This is a genomic window from Microbacterium sp. STF-2 (assembly GCF_034650155.1).
In the GTDB taxonomy this organism is placed as follows: Bacteria; Actinomycetota; Actinomycetes; order Actinomycetales; family Microbacteriaceae; genus Microbacterium; species Microbacterium maritypicum_A.
In genome coordinates, this window is record NZ_JARKMW010000002.1 from 36003 (window position 1) to 53946 (window position 17944).

Annotated in this window: 20 protein-coding genes; 8 read left to right on the plus strand and 12 right to left on the minus strand. The window is 67.6% G+C overall.

What is annotated here, in order from left to right:
* Positions 1 to 70: 70 nt before the first annotated feature.
* Genes hisH through MicroSTF_RS13885 form a run of 4 tightly spaced genes read right to left on the minus strand, consistent with a single transcriptional unit; the run spans position 71 to position 2837 of the window.
* Positions 71 to 706, minus strand: a complete 636-nt coding sequence (gene hisH, locus MicroSTF_RS13870) for an imidazole glycerol phosphate synthase subunit HisH (protein WP_021199778.1) — start codon at positions 704 to 706, stop codon at positions 71 to 73.
* Positions 703 to 1320 (minus strand): imidazoleglycerol-phosphate dehydratase HisB, encoded by a 618-nt coding sequence (gene hisB / locus MicroSTF_RS13875; RefSeq protein ID WP_021199779.1) that lies wholly within the window; start codon positions 1318 to 1320, stop codon positions 703 to 705. Before hisB ends, hisH begins: the two co-directional genes overlap by 4 nt.
* A complete protein-coding gene (locus MicroSTF_RS13880) occupies positions 1317 to 2411 on the minus strand; it encodes a histidinol-phosphate transaminase (RefSeq protein WP_416338489.1) in 1095 nt (364 codons plus the stop codon). Before MicroSTF_RS13880 ends, hisB begins: the two co-directional genes overlap by 4 nt.
* Before the next feature lie 57 nt (positions 2412 to 2468).
* The gene (locus MicroSTF_RS13885) at positions 2469 to 2837 is read right to left on the minus strand and encodes a LysM peptidoglycan-binding domain-containing protein (RefSeq protein ID WP_297556464.1); all 369 of its coding nucleotides are present in this window, start codon (positions 2835 to 2837) and stop codon (positions 2469 to 2471) included.
* 289 nt (positions 2838 to 3126) lie between these two features.
* On the opposite strand from MicroSTF_RS13885, the gene lexA reads away from it, so the two are divergent.
* Positions 3127 to 3813, plus strand: a complete 687-nt coding sequence (gene lexA / locus MicroSTF_RS13890) for a transcriptional repressor LexA (RefSeq protein ID WP_021199782.1) — start codon at positions 3127 to 3129, stop codon at positions 3811 to 3813.
* Positions 3814 to 3906: 93 nt separating this feature from the next.
* A complete protein-coding gene (locus tag MicroSTF_RS13895; RefSeq protein WP_322956463.1) occupies positions 3907 to 5775 on the plus strand; it encodes a S9 family peptidase in 1869 nt (622 codons plus the stop codon).
* A gap of 56 nt (positions 5776 to 5831) precedes the next feature.
* On the opposite strand, the gene smpB is transcribed toward MicroSTF_RS13895, so the two are convergent.
* From smpB to ftsE, 3 genes are all read right to left on the minus strand, one after another.
* On the minus strand, positions 5832 to 6308 hold the full coding sequence (gene smpB, locus MicroSTF_RS13900; protein WP_021199784.1) for an SsrA-binding protein SmpB: 477 nt from the start codon (positions 6306 to 6308) through the stop codon (positions 5832 to 5834).
* Between the two features lie 63 nt (positions 6309 to 6371).
* Positions 6372 to 7286 carry a permease-like cell division protein FtsX gene (gene ftsX, locus MicroSTF_RS13905; protein ID WP_029260601.1) on the minus strand — a complete coding sequence of 305 codons (915 nt, stop codon included), beginning with the start codon at positions 7284 to 7286 and terminating at the stop codon, positions 6372 to 6374.
* Entirely contained in the window at positions 7283 to 8416 is a 1134-nt protein-coding gene (gene ftsE, locus MicroSTF_RS13910; protein ID WP_021199786.1) for a cell division ATP-binding protein FtsE, read from the minus strand. The genes ftsX and ftsE overlap by 4 nt, the downstream gene beginning before the upstream one ends.
* Before the next feature lie 184 nt (positions 8417 to 8600).
* Here ftsE and MicroSTF_RS13915 point away from each other — a divergent pair, with 184 nt between their 5' ends.
* Together MicroSTF_RS13915 and MicroSTF_RS13920 are read left to right on the plus strand one after the other, a co-directional pair.
* Positions 8601 to 9608 carry a DUF2510 domain-containing protein gene (locus MicroSTF_RS13915; RefSeq protein WP_322956465.1) on the plus strand — a complete coding sequence of 336 codons (1008 nt, stop codon included), beginning with the start codon at positions 8601 to 8603 and terminating at the stop codon, positions 9606 to 9608.
* Positions 9609 to 9806: 198 nt separating this feature from the next.
* Complete coding sequence (locus MicroSTF_RS13920; RefSeq protein ID WP_051671221.1) at positions 9807 to 10883, plus strand: DUF2510 domain-containing protein; 1077 nt, start codon at positions 9807 to 9809, stop codon at positions 10881 to 10883.
* 54 nt (positions 10884 to 10937) lie between these two features.
* Here the strand turns inward: MicroSTF_RS13920 and prfB are convergent, their stop codons facing one another.
* Positions 10938 to 12047 (minus strand): peptide chain release factor 2, encoded by a 1110-nt coding sequence (gene prfB, locus MicroSTF_RS13925; protein WP_029260598.1) that lies wholly within the window; start codon positions 12045 to 12047, stop codon positions 10938 to 10940.
* Positions 12048 to 12168: 121 nt separating this feature from the next.
* Between prfB and MicroSTF_RS13930 the strand changes: the two genes are divergently transcribed.
* Entirely contained in the window at positions 12169 to 13428 is a 1260-nt protein-coding gene (locus tag MicroSTF_RS13930) for an MFS transporter (protein ID WP_322957792.1), read from the plus strand.
* Positions 13425 to 13985, plus strand: a complete 561-nt coding sequence (locus MicroSTF_RS13935) for an NUDIX hydrolase (protein ID WP_051667890.1) — start codon at positions 13425 to 13427, stop codon at positions 13983 to 13985. The genes MicroSTF_RS13930 and MicroSTF_RS13935 overlap by 4 nt, the downstream gene beginning before the upstream one ends.
* A gap of 46 nt (positions 13986 to 14031) precedes the next feature.
* On the opposite strand, the gene MicroSTF_RS13940 is transcribed toward MicroSTF_RS13935, so the two are convergent.
* From MicroSTF_RS13940 to MicroSTF_RS13950, 3 genes are read right to left on the minus strand one after another with little or no spacing between them, the layout of a single operon-like run.
* Complete coding sequence (locus tag MicroSTF_RS13940; RefSeq protein ID WP_322956466.1) at positions 14032 to 14472, minus strand: pilus assembly protein TadG-related protein; 441 nt, start codon at positions 14470 to 14472, stop codon at positions 14032 to 14034.
* The gene (locus tag MicroSTF_RS13945) at positions 14469 to 14924 is read right to left on the minus strand and encodes a hypothetical protein (RefSeq protein WP_021199793.1); all 456 of its coding nucleotides are present in this window, start codon (positions 14922 to 14924) and stop codon (positions 14469 to 14471) included. The genes MicroSTF_RS13940 and MicroSTF_RS13945 overlap by 4 nt, the downstream gene beginning before the upstream one ends.
* Positions 14893 to 15294, minus strand: a complete 402-nt coding sequence (locus tag MicroSTF_RS13950; protein ID WP_029260595.1) for a TadE/TadG family type IV pilus assembly protein — start codon at positions 15292 to 15294, stop codon at positions 14893 to 14895. Before MicroSTF_RS13950 ends, MicroSTF_RS13945 begins: the two co-directional genes overlap by 32 nt.
* Positions 15295 to 15436: 142 nt before the next feature.
* Between MicroSTF_RS13950 and MicroSTF_RS13955 the strand changes: the two genes are divergently transcribed.
* Positions 15437 to 15808, plus strand: a complete 372-nt coding sequence (locus MicroSTF_RS13955) for a metalloregulator ArsR/SmtB family transcription factor (RefSeq protein ID WP_322956469.1) — start codon at positions 15437 to 15439, stop codon at positions 15806 to 15808.
* On the plus strand, positions 15808 to 17061 hold the full coding sequence (locus MicroSTF_RS13960; RefSeq protein ID WP_322956472.1) for an MFS transporter: 1254 nt from the start codon (positions 15808 to 15810) through the stop codon (positions 17059 to 17061). Before MicroSTF_RS13955 ends, MicroSTF_RS13960 begins: the two co-directional genes overlap by 1 nt.
* Before the next feature lie 91 nt (positions 17062 to 17152).
* Here the strand turns inward: MicroSTF_RS13960 and MicroSTF_RS13965 are convergent, their stop codons facing one another.
* On the minus strand, positions 17153 to 17899 hold the full coding sequence (locus tag MicroSTF_RS13965; protein ID WP_322956474.1) for a hypothetical protein: 747 nt from the start codon (positions 17897 to 17899) through the stop codon (positions 17153 to 17155).
* Positions 17900 to 17944 lie beyond the last annotated feature (45 nt).

The following is a 17944-nucleotide window of genomic DNA, read 5'->3' on the forward strand; positions in this document are numbered from 1 at the left end:
TGCGGGCACGAGAACCGAGGGTAGTCCGCCGGACGGCGGGGAACAAAACGGGTGACGCCTGCCGGAGACGTCAGAGACTTCCGACCCAGTTGCGCAGCAGCTGGATGCCGGCTTCCCCGGACTTCTCCGGGTGGAACTGCGTCGCCGAGAGCGGCCCGTTCTCGACGGCGGCGAGGAACGGGTCGCCGTACGTCGTCCAGGTCAGCACCGGCTCGGGGAACGGCGGGATGACGTCGAGTTCCCAGGACTGCGCGGCGTAGGAGTGCACGAAGTAGAAGCGCTCCTGCTCGATGCCTCGGAAGAGCACGCTGTCGGCACCGGGCTCGACCGTGTTCCAGCCCATGTGCGGCAGCACCGGGGCATTGAGCTCGGTGACCGCGCCGGGCCACTCGCCGAGCCCTTCGGTGTCGTGACCGCGCTCGACGCCGTGCTCGAAGAGGACCTGCATCCCGACGCAGATCCCGAGGACCGGACGGCCGCCGGCGAGACGGCGATCGATGATCTCGTCCCCTCCGTGGGCGCGCAGGGCATCGCGGACGGCCTGGAACGCCCCGACACCGGGGACGACGAGTCCATCCGCCTCGAGAGCGGTGGCGCGGTCGCGCGTCAGCACGGCATCCGCGCCGGCGGCGACGAGCGCCTTCACCGCCGAGTGGACGTTGCCCGACTCGTAGTCGAACACCGCGACCCGGGGCGCTGCGCTCACAGCGCACCCTTCGTGGACGGGATCCCGTCGACGAGCGGATCCAGAGCCTTGGCCTCGCGGAACGCGCGGGCGAACGCCTTGTACTCCGCCTCGGCGATGTGGTGCGGATCACGCCCGCCGAGCACACGCACGTGCACGGTCAGACCGGCATTGAAACTGATGGCCTCGAATGAGTGACGCACCAGCGAACCGGTGAAGTGCCCGCCGATGAGGTGGTGTTCGAAGCCTTCAGGCTCTCCCGTGTGCACGAGATACGGACGACCGGAGATGTCGACGACCGCCTGCGCCAGTGCCTCGTCGAGGGGAACGAGCGCGTCGCCGTAACGGGAGATCCCGGACTTGTCGCCGAGAGCTTCGAGAATGGCTTGGCCGAGCACGATCGAGACGTCTTCCACCGTGTGGTGCGCGTCGATGTGCGTGTCGCCGGAAGCTCGCACTGTGAGGTCGGTCAGCGAATGCTTCGCGAAGGCGGTGAGCATGTGGTCGAAGAACGGCACAGACGTGTCGATACGGCTCGCCCCGGTGCCGTCGAGGTTCAGCTCGAGCTCGACGGTGGACTCCGACGTGCTGCGCACACGGTTCGCGGTGCGCGGGGTCAGTGCGGGGGTGCTCATGAAGCCGATCCTATCGAGGCCAGCGCCTCGAGGAACGCGGTGGTCTCGGCCTCCGTGCCCGCGCTGACCCTGAGGTGTCCGGGGATGCCGACATCGCGCACCAGCACGCCGCGGTCGTACAGCTGCTGCCAGGTGGCCCGTGGGTCGGCGACGCCGCCGAACAGGACGAAGTTCGACCACGATTCGTGCGGCTGGTATCCGAGCGCTTCGAGGGTCGCCGTGATCCGATCGCGCTGCTCGACGATCTCCTCCACCATCGCGAGCATCACCTCGGCGTTGCGCAGGGCCGCTATCGCCGCCGCCTGGGTGAGAGCGCTCAGGTGATAAGGCAGACGCACCAGGCGCAACGCGTCGATGAAGGCGGGGTCGGCAGCGAGGTACCCGACCCGGGCCCCGGCGAAGGCGAAGGCCTTGCTCATGGTGCGCGAGACGGCGAGACGCGGGCGCCCGTCGAGCAGGGTCAGGGCGGAGATCGCATCGCGCGGCGCGAACTCCTGGTACGCCTCATCCACGATCACGATGCCACGGGCCGCGTCGTACACGGCTTCGATCACGTCCAGCCCGAGCGGCGTGCCGGTGGGGTTGTTGGGAGAACAGAGGATGACCACATCGGGATCGGCGGCCCGCACCTGCTCGGCAGCCTCGTCCGGGGTGATCGTGTAGTCGGGCTGACGCGTGCCGGCGATCCAGCGTGCTCCCGTCCCCTGGGCGATAAGCGGGTACATCGAATACGTCGGCGCGAAGCCGAACGCCGTGCGCCCGGGACCTCCGAAAGCCTGGAGGATGTGCTGGAGAACCTCGTTCGAGCCGTTGCCGGCCCAGATCTGCTCCGGCGTGAGCCCGTGCCCCAGGTACTCCGCGAACGACTCGCGGAGCGTCGTGAACTCCCGGTCCGGATAGCGGTTGACGTCGCGGATCGCGACGGCGATGTCGTCGAGGATGTCGCTCGCCACCGCGTCGGGGATCGGATGCGTGTTCTCGTTCACGTTGAGCGCGATCGGGAGCGGCGCTTGCGGAGCGCCGTATGGCGTCAATCCGCGAAGATCGTCACGTAGCGGGAGATCGTTGAGGGAGAGGGTCACCCTTCCCATGTTAAGCGGCGCCTTGCCTCGAGGACGCAAAGTTGCTGCTGTGCTGCCGCCGCCGGATCAGTTCACGTACTGGGCCGGGATGGCGAGCGTCTGGCCGATCTGGAGTTCTCCACCGCGCAGCAGGTTCATCCGGCTGATCTCACCGATGACGTCGCGCGGGTCGGCATCGGGAGCGACGCTGGTGGCGATCGACCAGAGGGTGTCTCCCGGCATGACGGTCACGGTCTCGACGCTGACGGCGGCCGAATCTGCTCCCGAAGCGATCGCGCTGCCACCGCTGAGCGCCGCGAAGGCGATACCGATCGCGAGCGGGACCGAGGCGAAGGCCAGCAGCACGGCGCGGCCACGCGTCGTCAGTCGGAGTCGCGTCGAAGGACGGGTCGACGCCGGGATGACTGCTGCGGTGCTGAAGCTGATGCTGCTCATGTGGTGCTCCTTAGCCTGTCCCGGAGCCGTGAGGCCGCCGGGGAAGTTGGCGTAGCGTTCGCATTCCCGTCTCGGCCGGGAGCCGTGAATGCGAAGCTACGTACCGAAGATATCTTCGAGTTCGAACATCTGTCAAGTATTCTTCGAAACCGGACCGGGAAATCGGCCGACACGCTCGAACAGATCTTCCAGATCGGACCGATTCTCGGATACGGTTTCGATAAGGACACCCCACCACGGGCCTCCGACATTCGAAGAGGGACGTCGGAACACGCACCTAAGGAGCACCATGAGCGAGAACTCCGCCCCCGAGTCGGAAGCACCGCGCACGCGTCGCCGGAAGAGCCTCAGCCCGAAGCAGATGGCGATCCTCGAGGTCATCCAGAACTCGATCGCACACCACGGCTACCCGCCGAGCATGCGCGAGATCGGCGACGCCGTCGGTCTCAAGTCCCTCTCCAGCGTCACCCACCAGCTCGGACAGCTCGAGCTCAGCGGCTACCTGCGCCGCGACCCCGGGAAGACGAGGGCGATGGAAGTGCTCATCGACCTGCCGGGCGCCAGCACCGAGAACCCCGCCGACGTGGCGACCCCGGTCGGCGATGCGGCACTCGTCCCCCTCGTCGGACGAATCGCCGCGGGTGTGCCGATCACCGCCGACCAGCAGGTCGAGGAGATCTTCCCGCTCCCCCGCCAGCTGGTGGGCAAGGGCGACCTGTTCATGCTCAAGGTCTCCGGCGAGTCGATGATCGACGCCGCCATCTGCGACGGCGACTGGGTCGTCGTCCGTTCGCAGAACAGCGCCGAGAACGGCGAGATCGTCGCGGCGATGCTCGACGGCGAGGCCACCGTCAAGGTGCTGCGCCGTCGCGACGGCCACACGTGGCTGCTCCCGCGCAACTCGGCGTTCGAGCCCATCCTGGGCGATGAAGCCGTGATCCTCGGCAAGATCGTGGCGGTGCTCCGCGCGGTCTGAGACGAGAGCACGACGAAGGCCCTCCCGGTTCCCTGGAGGGCCTTCGTGTGCGCCCCGCGTGACGCTCGTGCCAGCGCCCCATAGGCTCGAAGCATGACGTCGTCCCCCTACGGTTCCTGGCCTTCGCCTTTCGCCGCGGCATCAGTCGCGGCGTCCTCACCTCGCATCGACGGCGCCCGCTTCGTCGGCACGGAGATCTGGTGGGGTGAGTCGGTGCCGTCCGAGAAGGGACGGGTGACGGTACGGAGTTCAACGGGCGCCGAGGTCCTCCCCGCGCCCTGGAACGCCCGCTCCCGCGTGCACGAATACGGTGGTGGCGCCTGGACGGCGGACGATCGGGGGACGCTCTACTTCGTCGACGCCTCAGACCAGCGGGTGCGCCGCCTGACCCCCGACGGGGATCTCGTCACGCTCACCGCTGCCGGTCCCGCGCACGGAGGTCTGCGCGTGCAGGACGGACGTCTGCTCGCCGTGCGCGAAGACCTCTCGACCACACCGCACCTCCGCGCGATCGTCGAGATCCCGCTCGACGGCTCCGCCGCAGAAGACGAGTCCGCGGTCAGCGTGATCGTGCAGGGCGAGGGGTTCTTCGCCCACCCCGCATTCTCCCCTGACGGGACCCGCGCCGCGTGGGTCGCCTGGGAACGGGGGAAGATGCCGTGGGAGAGCGCGCGCGTGCAGGTCGCCGAGGTCGACGGAGGCCTCCCGCGGACGATCCCCTCGCGAGCGGCGCTGCAGCCCGAGTGGCTCAGCGACACAGAACTGGTCTTCGCCGACATCGCCGATGACCGCTGGACACTCCACCGCATCGCCATCGACGGGGTGACGCCTTCCGGATCCCCGCGGCCGCTGGCCCCGTCCGATGCCGACACGGGCTACGGGCTCTGGGTGCTCGGCAACCGCTGGTATCAGCCGTTGGAGGACGGCCGCATCGTCGCCGTCCGCACGAACGGGCGCGACGACGTCGTCGTGATCGACACCGGAGGGGGCGAGAGCATCATCGAGTTCCCCGGCGACGGTCATGTGAGCGTCGATGCGGTCCACGGCACCCGGGTGCTGCTCTCCGGCAACGGTTCCCGGGTGGCGGCGGGGCTCTGGTGCGTCGATATCGAGTCGGGAGAGGTCGTCGCCGTGCGCGGCGGGGAGCCCGTCGATCCGCGCTGGATGCCGGCGTCGATGTCGATCGAGATCGACGGTCCGCACGGCGCCGTGCACGCATTCGCCTATCCGCCGGCGAACCCCGACGAGGAGGCCCCCGACGACGAGCTCCCGCCCTACGTCGTGCTGGTCCACGGCGGACCGACGGCGCATGTGACCGGGGCAGCCTCGGCAGCGATCGCCTTCTACACGAGCCGCGGGATCGGCGTGCTCGACGTGAACTACGGGGGCTCCACCGGCTATGGTCGTGCCTATCGCGAACGCTTGGACGGCCAGTGGGGTGTCGTCGACGTCGACGACGTGATCGCGGCGGCGCGGGGCCTGGCTGCCTCCGGGCTCGCCGACCCTGACCGCCTGGCCATCCGCGGCGGATCGGCAGGCGGCTGGACCGTGCTGTCGGCACTGGTACGAGGCGGAGCCTTCGCCGCGGGGATCAGCCGCTACGGCGTCGCCGACCTGCGCATGCTGGCCGCGGAGACTCATGACTTCGAGGCATCGTACATCGACGGTCTGGTGGGCCCGCTGCCCGAGTACGAGCATCTGTACGTCGAGCGTTCACCGCTCACGCACACAGATCGCATCACAGTCCCGGTCCTGCTCCTGCAGGGCGGCGAGGACCGCGTCGTCCCTCCATCCCAGTCCGAGGCGATCCGCGATGCTCTGGCAGAGCGCGGCATCGAGCACGAGTACGTCCTCTATCCCACCGAGGGACATGGTTTCCGGAGCGCGGAGACCATCGTCGACTCCTTCGACCGCGAGCTGGCGTTCCTCGGCCGCGTCTTCGGCTTCCACCCGCGCCCGTGACGGGCTGTCGACTCGTCACGGCAGTGCCGTGAGGGTCGGGGCCTGAGAGCCCGGGGCTACTCTCCCACGCGATTGCGCAGACGCATGGCACGGTCGGCCTCACGGGTGTCCTGACGCTCGCGCAGGGTCTGCCGCTTGTCGTATTCGCGCTTGCCCTTCGCCAGGGCGATCTCGACCTTGGCACGACCGTCGGAGAAGTACAGCTTCAGCGGGATGAGGGTGTATCCCCCGGCCGAGACGGCGTGCGCGATCTTGGCGATCTCCTCGCGATGGAGGAGCAGCTTGCGGATGCGTTTGGCCGAGTGGTTCGTCCAGTGCCCCTGCGAGTACTCGGGGATGTGCACGGAATCGAGGAAGACCTCGTTCCCCTTCACGAACGCATAGCCGTCACTGAGGTTGGCGCGACCCTGACGCAGCGACTTGACCTCGGTGCCGGTGAGCACCATCCCCGCTTCGTACGACTTCTCGATCGTGTAGTCGTGACGTGCGCGACGATTGGTCGCGACGACCTTCTCTCCGCGTTCCCTGGGCATGATGCTCTCCTGTTGCCGTGATGAGCTCGATCGATCGTTCCGACCGAGCAGCCTTTCAGGCTATCAGGTACGCAGCCAGCGTCGGATCGCGAAGCCGGCGGAGAGCGCGGCGAGGATCACGCCGATCCCGATCAGCACGGGAACCACGAGAGCCGCGTCCTGCATCGTGACCCATGTGGTGATGAACGGCACCCTCCCCCGCAGGTAGCCGTTGACCCCGAAGTGCATACCGGCGACGACGGCGGCGCTGGCCAGAGCCGAGCCGAGGAAGGCGGCGAACACGCCCTCGAGGACGAACGGCGTCTGGATGAAGCGGTTCGAGGCTCCGACCAAGCGCATGATGCCGATCTCCTTGCGCCTCGCATACGCGGACAATCGGATGGTCGTGCCGATCAGTAGGGTCGCCGCGATGAGCATGAGCACGGCGATTCCCACCGCGATGTAGGTCGCGACCGTCAACGCGGAGAACAACGGCTCGAGATACTGCAGCTGGTCCTTGACCTGCTCGACCCCGGCCTGTCCGCTGAAGGCCTCGGCGAGCACCTGCGACTGACCAGGATCCTTCATCGTGACGAAGAACACCTCGAACGCCTGGTCGGGCGAGAGCACGCTCGCCTGGTCCGCGCCGAGCTGGTCGACGAGCTTGGCGTACGTCTCTTCCTTCGTATCGAAGGTCATGGAGCTGATGAGCGGCTTGAGCGCGTCACCCTCGAGCTGAGCCCGGACGGAGGCGACCTGCTCCTCGCTCGCCGCGCCGTCGAGGCACGTCTCGGATTCCGAGACCGCCGAACACATGTACACCGCCACCTGGGCACGTTCGGCCCAGTACCCGCGCATGACCCCGATCTGCCCCTGCATGAGGATCGCGGCGCCCACGAACGTCAAGGAGACGAAGGTGACGAGCACGACGGAGATCACCATCGAGATGTTCCGCCGCAGGCCGCCCAGGGCTTCGGTCAGGATGAGTCCGATTCTCATGAGGTCGGGCCCACTTCCTCGTCGTCTTCATCGGAGAGTCCGAGGCGATCGGCGACGCCGAGCTCGGCGACGTCCACCGTCGGCAGAGCGATCGGATGGGTACGCGGCCGGATCACCGTCGGAGGTTCCACGACAGCACGAGGCTCCGCGACAGCAGGGGTCTCCGCGACAGCAGGAGGCTCCACGACTCCGGCCGCGGCGCCGGTCTCCGGGGAATGCACCGGCTCCGGAGGTTCGACCGTGCGCGGGGCCGGGGGAACCACGGTCTCTCCCTCGCGGTCGACGGAGGACGCGGCCGCCTTGCGCTGAGTGCTGAGCTCCTCGGCCAGCGCGGCACGCACCACCGAGAGATCGGCTGTCTGACGCTGCACCTCCTGGACCGCGGTGAGAGCAGCCGCCGCCGCCGCTCCGCGCACCTCCTCCGGGACGAGGCGCGGGATGTTGGAGGTGTCGCCGTATCCGCCGTGCACCTCGTCGCGCACCATCTCCCCGTCACGCAGCTCGATCACTCGGCGCTGCATCTGGTCGACGAATCCGGCTTCGTGCGTGGCCATCAACACAGTGGTGCCGCCGGCGTTGATGCGAGCGAGCAGCTGCATGATGTCGACCGACGTCGCGGGGTCGAGGTTTCCGGTCGGCTCGTCGGCGAGCAGAACCTGGGGACGGTTGACGAGGGCTCGCGCGATGGCGACCCGCTGCTGCTCTCCACCCGAGAGCTCGTGGGGCATCCGCTTCTGTTTGCCGTCGAGCCCCACGAGGGCGAGAGCCTCCGGAACCGCCTGCTGGATGAAGCCGCGCGACGAACCGGTCACCTGAAGCGTGAACGCGACGTTCTGGTAGACGGTCTTCGAAGGCAGCAACCGGAAGTCCTGGAAGACCGACCCGATGTGGCGGCGGAAGTACGGCACCTTCCGGTTCGCGAGCGCGCGCAGGTCTCTGCCGAGCACCGCGACCCGCCCCGACGTCGGGACGTCTTCGCGCAGAATAAGGCGCAGACAGGAGGACTTGCCGGAACCCGAGGCTCCGACGAGGAAGACGAACTCCCCGCGTTGCACCTCGAAGTCGACTCCGGAAAGGGCGGGCTTCGACGTCCCGCGGTAGCGTTTCGTGACGTTCTCGAACCGAATCATGGCGCTACGAGCCTAAGTGCGTGCTGTCGCCTGGCCGCGAGCGACACCCCGCACGGCGCTTCCGCCCTCAGGGCCGGATGGGGAGAGCTCCCCATCCGCGACCCGGTGGCGCGTCGCCTCCCACTGCTATACATGAAGATGTCGGCTGCAGGAAGCAGCTGCCGAGTTCTTTCAAGGGGGAGCCATGACAACGCCCGCAGGATGGTACGACGACGGATCGGGTCGACAGCGCTGGTGGGACGGCCAGCAGTGGACCGAGCACTTCGCCCCGGAGGCCGCGGACGCCGCGGTCGATCCCGACGCGCACGCCGGGTCTTCGGAACAGGCCGGGTCCTCGGCATCGTCGATCGACGACACCGTGATCCGTGCATCCGACGACACCGCGACCACACCCCCGTCGCCGGACACGACCGCACCGACGACTCCCCTGAGCGACGACCTCGGCGCCTACTCCGCACCAGCCGCTCCGGCCGCTCCAGCCGCCCCGGCGGAGGTTCCGACGCCGTCGGCCGACGTCTACCCCGGCACCGCCCCGGCGTACTCCGGCAGCACGACGGGGTATCCGGCTGCAGCCCCGTACGGGCAGCCTGCCGTCGAGGAACCGAAGAAGCTCTCGATTCTCGGACTCGTCGGGCTCGGGCTCGGGGTGCTCGGCACCATCCTGGTCTTCATCCCGGTGATCGGATTCTTCGGCTTCATCCTGCTCGGCGCGGGATTCATCGTGTCGCTCATCTCGCTGTTCCTCAAGGGGAAGAAGTGGCCGGGCATCGCCGGACTCATCCTGGCGGTCGTCGGGACGATCATCGGCATCGTGATGTCGTTCGTCTACCTCTTCGCCTTCGCGCAGGGAGTGAGCGAGGAGATCGACAAGCTGCCCACCTCTTCTCCGTCGATCGAGGCCACCGCGCCGAGCGATACCGACGGCTCCGAAGGAACGGATGTCGGAGTTCGTCCGACCGCTCCTGAGGTCGCGCAAGGTCTGACGGCCATTCTCGCCTCGTCAGGTGCAGAGGGGTACACCGAGGCTCAGATCACCTGCCTCGCCGACCTCTTCGTCGCCTCCGACCTCGACAATGCGACGCTGCGCACGATCGCCGACAGCGACGGCCCCCTCACCGACACCGATGCCCTGTACGGTGTCGCCGAGGTGCTCGGCGACACCGATGCGATCACCGGGTGCTTGGTGCCCTGACCCGTCCCCAATGGGCCAAGAAGGCCTCGGGAGCACCGTGCTCCCGAGGCCTTCTTCACGTGATCGTCTTCTCATTCGACACAGACCCCGCAGCGCCGCTACCGTCGTCACTGACGGCCGAGCCCCTGTGGAGAGGCCAGCGTGGCGAGACGACCTCACCGCGCATCCGCCGACCGAGAAAGACGCACGGAACGCCTGATGACAACACCTGCCGGCTGGTACGACGACGGCTCCGGAAACCGACGGTGGTGGGACGGACTGCAGTGGACGGAGCACGTCGTCACCGGGCAACACGCACCCGCCACCGAGACGACCGCAGCCGAGACGACCGCAGCCGAGACGACCGCAGCCGCGTCGACCCCCGCCGGGTCGACTCCGGAACCGGCCGCACCTGTCGTTCCCTCAGCCGACGCCGAGCAGGCGCCCTTCGTCCCGCCATACACGCTCGCCGGCCAGACGTTCTCTCCATCGGCTGCCGCAGCGCCCCAGACCAGCACGACCTCCGCGCCCTATGGAGGGTATCCGGCGGCCACGTGGCCGGTGACTCCTTCTCCGCAGCCTGCGGCCGGAGTGCCGGTGGTGGGCATCTTCGGCCTGGTCGCCGTCATCGTCGGCGTCGTCAGTGCCTGCATTCCCGCGATCGCGATCGCCGGATGGGCCCTTCTCGCGGTCGGGTTCGTGATGTCGCTCATCTCCCTGTTCCTCCGCGGAAGGAAGTGGCCGGGGATCACCGGTCTCGTCATCGCCGTGGTCGGTGCGATCCTCGCTGCCGCTGTGTCCTTCCTGGTGGCCGCGACGACCTCGTCGCCGGATACCGACGGCACGTCGTTCGGCACTCCCAGCGAACGGCCGACGGATGGCGGCACCGCCACCGAGAGCCAGGACCCCTCGTCGATCGAGGGTGCCGAGATGGTGCCCTTCGCCGACCTCGAAGTGGGCGACTGCCTGCCATTGGTCGAGTACGGCGAAGACGAATTGGTGTTCGAGCTGCCCGTGGTTCCCTGTGAGCAACCGCATACCGACGAGGTCTTCTTCATCTACGACGTCGAGGACGGCGAATTCCCCGGCGACGACGTGCTGAACGAAAGTGCGTGGAACGGCTGTTATGAGGCGTTCGAGGCGTATGTCGGCAGATCCTACGAGGCTTCCGAACTCGACTTCTACAACTACCAGCCGACGAAGGCGACCTGGATCCGGGAGAACGACCGCACCGTGCAGTGCATCCTCTTCAGCTACGAGGATGTGACCGGGACCCTCCGCGACTCCGGGCGCTGAACGCGCGCGCGCAGCAAGAAGGCCCCGGATCGCTCCGGGGCCTTCTTCGTGGACTCAGTCCTCGATCTTGCGCTTACGCCAACGGATGCCCGCGGAGATGAAGTCGTCGAGATCGCCGTCGAAGACGGCCGCAGGGTTGCCGGACTCCTGACCCGTGCGGAGATCTTTCACCAGCTGCTGGCCGTAGAGGAAGTAGGAGCGCATCTGGTCGCCCCAGCTCGCGGTGATGTTGCCCGCGAGCTCCTTCTTCTTCGCCGCCTCCTGCTCCTTCTGCAACAGCAGCAATCGGGTCTGCAGCACGCGCATCGCTGCGGCGCGGTTCTGGATCTGCGACTTCTCGTTCTGCATGGAGACGACGATGCCGGTCGGGAGGTGGGTGAGGCGCACGGCCGAGTCGGTCGTGTTGACCGACTGCCCACCGGGACCGGAGGAGCGGAAGACGTCGACGCGGATATCGCTCTCCGGGATGTCGACCTCGGTGGCCTCCTCCATCAGCGGGATGACCTCGACGGCGGCGAACGACGTCTGGCGCTTGTCGGCCGAGCCGAACGGGCTGATGCGCGCGAGGCGATGCGTTCCGGCCTCGACCGAGATGGTGCCGAAGGCGTAGGGCGCGTCGATCTCGAAGGTCGCCGACTTGATGCCCGCGCCCTCTGCGTAGGACGTGTCCATGACCTTGACCGGGTACTTGTGCCGTTCCGCCCAGCGCAGGTACATGCGCATCAGCATCTCGGCGAAATCGGTGGCGTCGTCGCCGCCCGCGCCGGAGCGGATCGTGATGATCGCGGATCGCTCGTCGTATTCGCCGTCGAGCAGCGTCTGCACCTCGAGCTGGTTGATCAGGTCGGTGAGGGCGGCGAGTTCGGCACGAGCCTCCTGTGCGGAGTCCTCATCGCCCATCTCGTTCGCGAGCCCGACGAGCACCTCGAGGTCGTCGAGACGCTGAGCGATGCCGGTGATGCGGGCGAGCTCGGACTGACGGTGGCTGAGTGCGCTGGTCACCTTCTGCGCGTTCTCGGTGTCGTCCCAGAGGTCGGGGGCGCCGGCCTCCTCGCTGAGACGCGCGATGTCGTCGCGGAGACGGGAGACATCGACGACCTCGCTGATGTCGCCGAAGGTGTGCCTGAGCGCCTGGATTTCGGCGGAGAGATCTAGTTCGAGCATGACACCTCAGCCTAACGTGCCGCCTGCCCGCGCGGGGACCCCGTCGTCCGAGATCCCTGGTCGAGCGGAGTAGCGTGAAGCTGTGAGCAGTGCATCGACGGTCGTTCGGCAATTCGGACCCATGGTGTACCTGCCGACGATCCTCTTCGCACTCGGCGAGGGAGCCGTGATCCCGCTGATCCCGGTGCTCGCCGCGTCCATGGGCGCAGACGTGGCGTTCGCGGCACTCGTGGCCTCCGCGCTCGTCATCGGGCAGCTGTGCGGGAATCTCCCCGCCGGATGGGCAGTGGGCAAGGTCGGCGAGAGATACACGATGGTGATCGCCGGCGTGATCGCGATCGTCGCCGGGATCGGGATGGTGTTCGCGCCGTCGCTGGGCGTGCTGGCGGCATCCGTGTTCCTCCTCGGGATCTGCGCGGCGGCCTTCGGTCTCGCCCGGCACGCCTTCATGACCACTCGGGTGCCGGTCACCTTCCGCGCGCGCTCCCTCTCCCTTCTCGGCGGCAGCTTCCGCCTCGGCATCTTCATTGGACCGTTCGTGGCCGCAGGACTCCTGCAGCTGTTCGGGAGTGAGAGCGCGGCGATCTGGTTCTTCCTCGCCTGTCTCGTGGTCATGGTGGTGCTGGTGCTCTTCGGGCCCGACCCGGAGAAGATGATCCCTCCCGTTCCGGCGAGCGCCCACGAGCGCTATCTGGAAGACTCCGGCGAGGCGGTGAGCGGGTCGATCCCGACAGTCGAACGCCTGGGCATCTTCCAGACGATGTGGCGCCAGCGGGCGGTGCTCGGACGCCTCGGACTCGCCGCCGCGTCGCTCTCCGCCGTGCGCTCGGCTCGTCAGGTCGTGCTGCCGCTCTGGGGACTGTCGCTGGGATTGGACGCCTCGACCATCGCCCTCGTCGTCGGTGTCTCCGGGGCCATCGACTTCGCCCTGTTCTACGCGAGCGGGCAGGTGATGGATCGCTTCGGTCGACTGTGGGCGGCGATGCCCGCGATGGTGCTGATGGGAGCCGGCTTCCTCGCGCTGTCCTTCACGCACGACGTCGATGCGGCGGTGCTGTGGTTCGGCATGTTCGCCGCGGTCCTCGGTGTCGGCAACGGCCTGTCGAGCGGGATCCTGCTGACCCTGGGCGCCGACGTCGCGCCGAAGCGCGAACCCGCGGCCTTCCTCGGTTCCTGGCGCACGCTCACCGACGCGGGCGGGGCGATCGCTCCGCTACTGGTCTCGGCCATCACCGCTGTCGCCGCCCTGCCGTTCGCGGCGGCCGCGATGGGTGTGGTCGGTCTGGTCGGCGCCCTCGGCTTCCTGCGCTGGATCCCGCAGTTCGTCCCTCGCGAGCGACCGGAAGCCGACGACGACTCCTCCGAAGGAGAGCAGGAATGATCTCGATTCTGGAAGCGGACGCCCACCGCCTGATCTCGGCCTTCGCTCCCCGATCGGAGCGCGACCGCGCCGCGCAGGCCGACTTCGCCTCGTTCTTCGGGGCCGACGGAGGCCCAGTGCATCGTGAGTCGGGCCCGGACCACCTCACCGCGTCATGTGTCGTGTTCGATGTGTCGCTCGAGCACACGCTGCTCGTCTTCCATCGCAAGGGGCAGTTCTGGGTGCAGCCGGGAGGTCACGTCGAGGACGGAGACGATTCGGTCCTGAGCGGTGCATTGCGCGAACTGCGCGAGGAGACGGGTATCGCGGTGGACCCGGCGGCCGCACCTCTCGCCTACGATCTCGACCATCACGGACTTTCGTCCCGCTTCGGCTCCTGCGCCTCGCACCTCGACGTCGGGATCGCCGTGGTCGTCGACCGCGACGCTGCGCTCACGGTGAGCGAGGAATCGGAAGACCTGCGCTGGTGGCCGGTCGACGCGCTGCCGGCCGAGGTGCCGCCGCAGCTCGTTCCTCGACTCGACGGACTGCTCGCGCAGCTGCGCGCCCCACGCTGATCCCCAGGGGCCGGTCACCGCAGGGGCCGGTCACCACAGGGGCCGGTCACCGCAGGGCGGTGCGACTCGTGGCGGTCGACTCCAGCGGGACGCCGTCGGGCACGAACACGGACACCAAGGGCGGACGCCACTCCGCCGTGACGGTGACTCGTGCGGTGGCGCCGTCAGGCGTGCCTGCGGCGGTGATCGTCGCCTCCCCCGGCAAGGCGGACACCATCGCCTCGGCTTGCTGCTCGACGCCGTCATCCGTGAGTTCGGCACGCACGCTGCCGTCGCGCACCGCCAGGGTGAAGCCGTCCGCTCCGGCGAGCGCGGCGGAATCGGCGAGCGCATCCAACCGCTTCTGGGCGATGTAGAGATCGGTCGCGCAGACGCACACGAAGATCACGGCCAGAGCCAGAAGCACGTAGCCGAGGGTGAGGAGCAGCACACTCCCCTCTTCGTGGTCGCCGACGGCGCCCGTCCCTGTCCGGGACAGGTCTCTCATTCTGCGCCCCACAGTCGCGACACCTTCTGCACCGCTTCGGCTTGCACGGGGACAGCGGTCGAGCGATCGAGTCCGAGCATCTCCGGCACCAATGGAAGTCGCACCGACGTGGTGACGGTGACGACGATGGTCGCCCCGGCTGACGGGCACTCGACCGCGCGTGGGGTGCAGGCGATCGTCAGATTCACCGCTTCCTCATCCAGACCGTACTCGTCCACGATCCCCGCCAGCACCGCATCGCTCCTCTCCGCCGCCGTCGTCGCATCGGGTGCGCGCGCGACGACACGGGCGACGTGCCGTGCTGCTGCCTCGGCTCCGAGCGTCTGTTCCTGGATCGCACCGAGCGCGATCACGAGATAGATGAGCGGCACGAGAAGGATCACCCCCACCGCGATGAACTCGAGCGCGGCCGATCCCTCGTCATTCTTCTCCGAAAGTCTCGGCAGGTGCACGAGCCTCCACCTCCATCGCGAGGGGGAGGCCGATCAGTCCGAGCAGCGGAAACGTCGTGCGGACCCGGACGTCGACCGTCTCGTACGGCGGGGCGCCGGAGACGCCGATGCGGATGTCCTCGGCGTAGTCCGCCCCCACCGCTCGCGAGATCACGTCTCTGGTGCGTGCGATGCCCTCCTCCGGGGTCGTATCGGCGAGAGCCGCGTGGTAGGCGCCTTCGACGGCAGCGTCGTGCACCACGTTGCGCACGTACACCGCGAAGGCGAGCTGCAGCACAGCGAGTGTGAGGGCGGTGAGGAGCGTTCCGACCAGCACGAACTCCACCGGGCTGGAGCCGCGATCATCCGCGCAACCACTCCGGTCCTCCATGTCAGAGCCCCGAGACCCTCTGGATCGCCTGCTCGAACAGCGAGGTCAGAGCAGGACCGGCGACGGCCCAGATGAGCACCACCAATCCCGCGGTCATCAATGTGACACGCTCCTGATCCCACCTCTATGCAATAATCTGCGTATGCATGCAGATTCTAAATGTTCACTGTCCTCAGAGAGCGAGTACGTCGAGCTCGCAGTCGAGGTGTTCTCGATGCTCGCGGACGCCACACGGATCCGGATCATCCTCGCGCTGCGTGATCAGGAGCTCTCGGTGAACCATCTCGCGGACATCGTCGACAAGTCGGCACCCGCGGTCTCGCAGCATCTGGCGAAGCTACGGTTGGCGAGGATCGTGTCGACGCGGCAGGAGGGCACGAAGGTGTTCTACCGGCTGACGAACGAGCACGCCCGTCAGTTGGTCGCGGACGCGATCTTCCAGGCCCAGCACTCCCTCAGCAACGACCCAGCCCATCACCGCGGCGAGCACCCCAGCCCAGAGGACGTCCACTGATGCTGCAGGTCCTCCGCAACCCCACCTACGCGAAGCTGTTCGCCGCGCAAGTGATCGCCCTGCTCGGCACCGGCCTGCTCACCGTCGCCCTCGGGCTTCTTGCGTTCGACATCGCGGGCGACGCGGCCGGGTCGGTTCTCGGAACCGCGTTGACGATCAAGATGGTCGCCTACGTCGGTGTCGCGCCGCTGATCGCCGCGATCGTCGACCGGCTCCCGAAGAAAGCCGTTCTCATCGCTGCGGACCTGATCCGCCTGGCGATCGCGTTGATGCTGCCATTCGTCACCGAGGCCTGGCAGATCTACGTGCTCGTCTTCGTGCTGCAATCCGCGTCAGCGACGTTCACCCCCGCATTCCAATCCCTAATCCCTTCGGTCCTCCCAGAGCCGGAGGACTACACCCGGGCCTTGTCACTGTCGCGGCTGGCCTATGACCTCGAGGCGCTGCTGAGCCCGACTATCGCCGCGGTCCTGCTGACCGTGATCAGCTACAACAACCTCTTCGTCGGCACCGCGATCGGCTTCACCTGCTCAGCCCTCCTCGTACTCCGCGCCCGGCTCCCCGCCCGCACCGATGACGGGCCGGTGCTGCCGTTCTGGTCGCGGCTCCCGCTCGGCGCGAAGGTGTTCGCCCGGACGCCCACGCTTCGGTTCCTGATGCTCACGAACATCGTCGTCGCCGCCGGCACCGCGATCGTCCTCGTGAACTCCGTCGTCTATGCCCGCGGCATCTTCGGGCTCGGCGAGGAAGCCCTCGCGCTCGCACTAGCCTGCTACGGCATAGGCTCGCTCGCCGTCGCGGTGAACATCCCCTGGCTGGTCGACAAGATCGGCGTGATCCGCACGATGATCACCGGCGCGACCGTCATCGTCGCTGGATTGGTCGTCGCCGTCGTGGTCACCGCGGTCGCGGCCACCACTGGTGCAGGATGGTTGGTGCTGCTCGGCACCTGGGTACTGCTCGGCATGGGCACCTCGCTGGTGAACACGCCATCATCGCGACTGCTCGCCGATGCCTCGACCCCGGCGAACCGGAACCTCGTCTATACGGCACAGTTCGCACTCTCCCACGCCTGCTTCTTGCTTACCTACCCGATCGCAGGTTGGCTCGGAGCGGCGAACCTGACCGGCGCCGCAATCACGCTACTGGTCATCGCAGCCGCAGCCGGAGCAAGCGCGGTCCTTTTCGCGCGAACTCGGCTCCTGCCCGCCAGCACAGGCGCGGCGGCCGCCACCGTCGAACACGACCACTGACTCGCGCTAGGACCAGGGCCGAGCCTCTGTCATCAATGTAACTGGTGCCTGATCTTCCTGAGGATGTCGAATGTCGCAGACGTGGTTGCCGCTAGCCCCAGCCGAACCAGTCGGTGAAGAAGCCCGCGATGAGGGTGGCAGGGACGCTGATGATGGCTGTAATGGCGATCGCTTTGAAGTTCGCCCACCGATCGGCGCGGTCAGCATAGGTCTGCTGGCGCGACTGCCCGCGTATGCGGATGCGTCCAGACGGTATGTGAGCCGTCAGAGCCCGAAGACGGTTGCTCCAGTGAACGGCCACTGCACCCAAGAGCACTACGGCTCCGACGCCGGCGACGACCGCGCCCGCAGGCACTTCTACGGTCGCCAGAACCCATACGGCGCCGACCACGATTAGCAGTAGGGGCAGCAACGGCAGGATGAACCGCAGCGACCTCCACGTCGGGCGCCACGAACCTCCCTCGAGCAGAATCTTGATCGCCCGAAAGTAGGCCTCATCCGATTCGCCCTCGTCTGCTGCGGAGACATGCACCGAAGCTGCGTTGCAGGAGACGGTCACCGTCTTGATACCTACGGTGACGGTCGCCACAAGCGAGTTGCGCTCGTGGGTGCCGAGTGTCGAAAGCACTTGACGCTCCACTTCGCCTCGGGTCACGCTGTACCGCTCCGAGATTGGAGGTCGGTTCCCATCTGCGTTCGGTTCGTGGAGCATCTCGAGGTACGAACCAACGCGGTCGATCACGTCGAAGATCGTCTCTAGATCGGTGACCATGGAGGGCAACGGAACGACGGACATCTTTCGCCTGGCGCGGAGTCGAACCACGCGATCGTTGAGCATGAAGTCACCATAGCGCTGAGGTCGGCGTCCGCTTTCGAGTGACAT